At 66.0% G+C, this 4,967-nt stretch carries 5 protein-coding genes; all 5 read right to left on the bottom strand.

Features of this window, described 5'->3' with window-relative positions:
* Nucleotides 1-498, bottom strand: a 498-nt coding sequence (locus JYJ84_RS28230; RefSeq protein WP_205189742.1) for a PAAR domain-containing protein, incomplete at its 3' end; no start/stop codon positions are given.
* On the bottom strand, nt 495-953 hold the full coding sequence (locus tag JYJ84_RS28225; RefSeq protein ID WP_122947795.1) for a DcrB-related protein: 459 nt from the start codon (nt 951-953) through the stop codon (nt 495-497). The genes JYJ84_RS28225 and JYJ84_RS28230, both read right to left, overlap by 4 nt.
* 17 nt (nt 954-970) lie before the next feature.
* On the bottom strand, nt 971-3,109 hold the full coding sequence (locus JYJ84_RS28220; RefSeq protein ID WP_122947796.1) for a type VI secretion system Vgr family protein: 2,139 nt from the start codon (nt 3,107-3,109) through the stop codon (nt 971-973).
* 407 nt (nt 3,110-3,516) lie between these two features.
* Nucleotides 3,517-4,026, bottom strand: coding sequence for an OmpA family protein (locus tag JYJ84_RS28215; protein ID WP_122949599.1), 510 nt, complete (start codon nt 4,024-4,026; stop codon nt 3,517-3,519).
* 85 nt (nt 4,027-4,111) lie between these two features.
* The coding region (locus tag JYJ84_RS28210) for a sensor domain-containing diguanylate cyclase (protein ID WP_205189739.1) at nt 4,112-4,967 on the bottom strand (856 nt) is incomplete at its 5' end.

Below are 4,967 nucleotides of genomic sequence, written 5' to 3'. Positions count from 1 at the left end.
AACCCGCGCAGCCGGCTGATCGTTGATATAGACGCTGCCCGACCCGTCGGCAATCATCTGCGGCCCGGGATGATCGGTACACGCAACGGTATCGAGATCGCCAGGCTTCGCCGCCCGTGAAGCCGGCTTGTTGTTGACGTAAACGTTCCCCGACCCGCTTGCGATCTTGCCTTTGATCACGGGCGGCACGATCGAATTGGCCAGCGCCTTCGCGCCGTCGTCGATGGCCTCGTTCATGCCGCTCGCTTCCATCAGCGCGCCGGAGCCGACCGCCACGCCCACGCCGATCGCAATCACGAGCGGTGTCGCCAGCCCCATCGTGCCGATCTCGAGCGCAGCGAGGCCGGCGAACACCAGCCCTTCCATCGCCTCCGCCACCAATGCACCGACGATAGCGCCGCCGACCACGGAGCCGACCGTGCCGACAAGCTCACCCATGAACGACGTGTGCTGAATCGGATCTTCGAAGCGAGCGGCCGCGAAGTTTTCCGCGCTCACGACGCGTCACCCGGCCCGAGCAGGGACGGCCGCACCGCGCGCGGCTGGAAACTGGCGAGCATGCGTTCGGCGATCGCCTGCTGTTCTTCGGTCAGCGGTGCCGCGCTGGTCAACGTCATCACCAGCACGCGGCCGGCGTCATCCGACGGAAACATCGTCTGCACCTGATGCCAGAGCCTGCCGTCCCGCTCGAGCGTGGAATCGATCTGAACGCCCGCTCGGGACCCCACCGTCACCGGCCGACGCGCTTTCTCGGTCAGCATCTTCGCGTCGCGCGACGCCACTTCCCATTCGCGCGCGACGAACGCGTCGAGATTCTCCCCGTCACGCAACCGCCCGCGGGCGATCACGAGATTGAGGCCGCCGGGGCCGGCGTTCATCATCAGAATGTTGACCGTACGGTCGAGCGCCGCGTCCGGCAGCTCGAAGGTGCCTTCGTGGATTGCGTAGTGCATGGCTGGTTTCGTTCGTTTTATTTGTTGAGATCGATGCGCGTGCCGTTGACCATCACGCCGTCGTCGGTCATCAGGATCACGGAGCCCTTGTGCTCGAGGCGAATGCCTTCCGGCGCGAGCGAGATCGAGCTGTCCATCACCTTCAGCAGGATGCCGCGCTCGGCCACGTAGACCTGCGTACCGCCGCCCCCGTCCTTGGCCGGCGTCATCACCTCGACGGTGGTCGCGGTCGTGCTGCGCTTCTCGGCGATCGTCTCGGTCAGGTTGCCCTGCGGAATCTGCTTCTCCTCACTGCCCGTCGCCACCAGCACGGTACGCATCGGCCCGAGCACCTTGTGCGTCTCGTTGTTCTCGACGACGGTGTTCATGTCCTTCTGCGCATGCATGAAGAATTCCTGCATGCCGTTCGTGTCGGTCATGCGGATCTCGTTCGACCCCTGCCCCTTGTGGGTCTGGCTCTTGATCCCCATCGTCTGGCCGGCCGCACCGTGGTACGGGTTACCCTGCTCGCCGTTGAACACGCGGCCGACGATCACCGGGTTATCCGGGTCGCCCTGGTTGAACGCGACGAGCACTTCCTGCTTGATCCGCGGAATCGCGGCCGCGCCCCAGCCGTCGCCTGCCCACGGTTGAGACACCCGCACCCACATCGAGTCGGAGCCGTCCTTCTTGCCGCGCCGGTCCCACGGGAAGTGCACCTTCACCGCGCTCCCGTTGGTGTAGATTTCCTCGCCCTTGGGGCCGACGACGATCGCCGACTGCGTGCCGTGAATCACCGGCTTCGGCGTGCCGCGCGACGCGCGATACGGCACCTTCTTCGGCAGCAACGCGAAGCTGTTGCGGTACGGCAGTTTGGCGCTGTGCTGCGTGTAGTCGTTCACCGCCTCGTGACGCACCTGCAGGATCACGTATTCCTGGTTGTTCGCGAGTACCGGGTGATTCGCCACGGTGACGGCGCCGGCCGTGGTCATGCGCCACGCATAGCCGCCGCCGGTAAAGCGATGGGCCTGCGCCTCCTCGGCCTCCATCGCGAAACGGGCGTAGCGGTTGCCGTCGTCGCCATGGTCGTACAGCGACAGGTGCTCGAACCGCTCGGTCGCGTCGAGCCGCGCGTGCTTGAGGTTCTGCGGCCCGGCCTCCACCAGCATCAGCGGCGACGACGGGTTCTGGTGGTTGAAGTCGCGGAACGTGACCTTGCCGACGCCAAAGCGCCGGCCTTCGTGCAGCTGGTCGATGCCGCTGTCCTCACTCGCCTCGGTGGCCGCGAACGGCACCGTCGCGAGCCCGTCAATCGGGCGGAACAGCAGATTCGAATCGCCGATCACGAGAACGTGCCTGTCCTTCTCGTAGCGGTGCGTCCAGACCAGCCCCTCCTGCTCCATCAGCCGCGCACAGAAGTTGTAGTAGCTCTCCTGGTACATCACGACATACTCGAGCGGCTTCTCGTTCGTCCGGATATCGAACACGAAGTCGGAAAAGCCGTGCTCCTGGAAGATCTCCGTGAGGATGTCCTGCGCGGTCTTGTTCTGGAAAATCCGGCAGTCGGTCGAGCGCGTCAGGAACCAGAACCACGGCACCGCCGTCAGGTGATACTGCGTGACGTTCCCGGGATTGCCTGCCCGGTCGAACGACGCCACGTAGCCGTCGAAGTACCGGTCGTTGTCGACGGCGCCCGACGCGACGACACGCTCGAGCGTCGACAGGCGCGCCTGCTGGTCGAACCGGATCTTCACTTGCTGGCCGATCAGGTCCTCGGGGCGCAGGTCGTGGCGATGCGACAGCAGGTCGAGGTGGATCTCCGGCAACCGATTCACGTGCTCGTCGACGACGGCCGCGCTGACCAGGAGAACATCCGGGCCGAGCGGCGTATCGAGCGTCACATAGCGGTTGAGCTGGGTCAGGCGCGCGGGATTGGCGGCGCCGTTGATCGCCTCGGCGATCGCGCCGGGCGTCTTGTCCATCAGCGAGAAGCCGGTCTGCGCGAGCTGCATCGCGCGCTGGACGGTGTCGACGTGCCCGGCCAGGCCCGCGAGCGGCCCGAGGCTGCCGGCGACACTCGACGCAACCGGGCCGGCGAGCCCGCCGAGCGCGCTCAACGAGCCGAACGCACTGCCGCCCATTCCAGTGGGAATACCCCCGTTCGGAGCGAAACTCATTCTTGTTCCTTCTTGTGTTCTCAGGTTCCAGGTGCCGGCTGACCGGCCCGAAGCCCCGATAATGTAGGACAAAACCCGGACGCGTGAAAGACGCCCGCAAACGTTTCCGTTCGGGCCCTCGATAATACAAAAACGCGGACTGGCGGCTGGCCGGCCAAACGCGACTGCCCATGCCGAAGCACCGCGCCAGCTCGCGCGGAACACGACACAATCTGCATGAGACGTGTGACAGATCCGTGCGGGGCGACGCATCGCCCCCTGTCACGATGAAATTGAGCGGACTCCCGGGAAGGAACCGGGCGCACGAAGGCGCGGCGGTGCGGCGACACTCAATCGATCAACGCGTTCGATAGCGTGATTTCCGCCGCTGGCAACCGCCCGCCTCCCCGACCGAGGCAACCGCCCCGTCACCGCGGCGACACCACGATCGCCGCCCGCCGGTTCTGCGCGCGGCCTCCCGACGTCTTGTTGTCCCCGACCGGATCGCTCTTGCCCTTTCCGACGACCGCGATGCGCTTCGCATCCAGCCCGACGTCGATCAGTTCAAGGGAAACGACCTCCGCCCGCCGCCTGGACAACTCGAGGTCATACTCGTCCACGCCTTCCTCATCCGAGTAGCCATAGACCCGTACGCCGTTGATTCCGGCGGACCTGAGCGTGCGACCGATCCTTTCGACGATCCGCCGCACATCGGGCTTGAGGTTGTAGCGATCGAAATCGAACAGGATCGGCCCGGTCGAGCCGAACTCGAAACCCTGCTCGGTTTCCTGAAAGCCGGCCGACTTGAGCGCCGTGACCTGCGTCTGCGTCAACCCACGATGAAGCGGCGGCGCCTTGCAACCTCCGAGCAGCATGCACAAAAGCAGCGCGCTGCCGACGCACAAGCGCCCAATGCCCACCGGAAACATGTTGTTCATCATTGACCCCTTCGATTGCACCCGCATCGCGGGCGCTCTTTCAACCCACTGCCGCGGCCTCGCCCGCAGCGTGAAACGATGAACCTCAAGCCGCCCCCGCGACCCCTTCCGCCAGTTGCCACGAGCCTGGCCGGGCGCGCTTGGCGCGGTACATCGCGGCATCCGCCGCCCGCAGCAAGCCGCTCGCATCCGACGCGTGATCGGGATACAGCGCAACGCCGGCACTCATCATGGTGGCCACCACGCGGCCGTCGGACAGCTCGATCGACGGCGCCATGCCGGACAATATCTCGTCAGCAATACGACACACGCTACCCGCTTCGCGCACGGCCGGCAGCATCACCGCGAATTCGTCGCCGCCCAGGCGGGCGACCAGGTCGGCTTCGCGCACCTGCTTGCGCAGCCTTGACGCGATGCCGATCAGCACCGCATCGCCGGCGTCGTGGCCGAGGCAGTCGTTGATTTCCTTGAAGCGGTCGCAGTCGAGATACAGGATCGCGACCCGCTGCCCCGTTACGCCGGCTTCGCCGAGGGCGAGCGCGAGCCGCGACTCGAACTGCACGCGGTTGGGCAGCCCCGTGAGCGCATCGTGCGTCGCCTTGTGTTCGAGCGATGCGTTCTCGTCGCGCAGCGTGTTCTGCCAGTCCTCGAACTCATCGAGCAGTGCATTGAAGTCGTCGCCGAGCTGGTTGAGCTCGGCAATCGCCACGGGCTCGACCCGCTGCGCGAACGCACGCTCGCGGCGCACCGCGTGGGCCACGCCGGCCAGCGCGCGCAACGGCGAAACGATGTTGCGCAGCAGGCGCTTCGAGCTGATATAGGCGCCGATCACGCTGACGGCCAGGCAGCCGAGAATGCCGCCCACGCCGCCCAGCAGGAATCCGAAGAACTGATGGCCGCGGCCGCGCACGACGACGTGCCCGACGACGATACCGTCATGC

The organism is Burkholderia sp. LMG 13014 (assembly GCF_905232215.1).
Classification (GTDB): domain Bacteria; phylum Pseudomonadota; class Gammaproteobacteria; order Burkholderiales; family Burkholderiaceae; genus Burkholderia.
This window is presented reverse-complemented; position numbering and strand designations above follow the sequence as displayed.

Bases quoted from the DNA above. Each gene is read 5' to 3' on its own strand.
- JYJ84_RS28225 (WP_122947795.1), bottom strand. From the start codon at position 953: ATGCACTACGCAATCCACGAAGGCACCTTCGAGCTGCCGGACGCGGCG.
- JYJ84_RS28220 (WP_122947796.1), bottom strand. From the start codon at position 3,109: ATGAGTTTCGCTCCGAACGGGGGTATTCCCACTGGAATGGGCGGCAGT.
- JYJ84_RS28215 (WP_122949599.1), bottom strand. From the start codon at position 4,026: ATGAACAACATGTTTCCGGTGGGCATTGGGCGCTTGTGCGTCGGCAGC.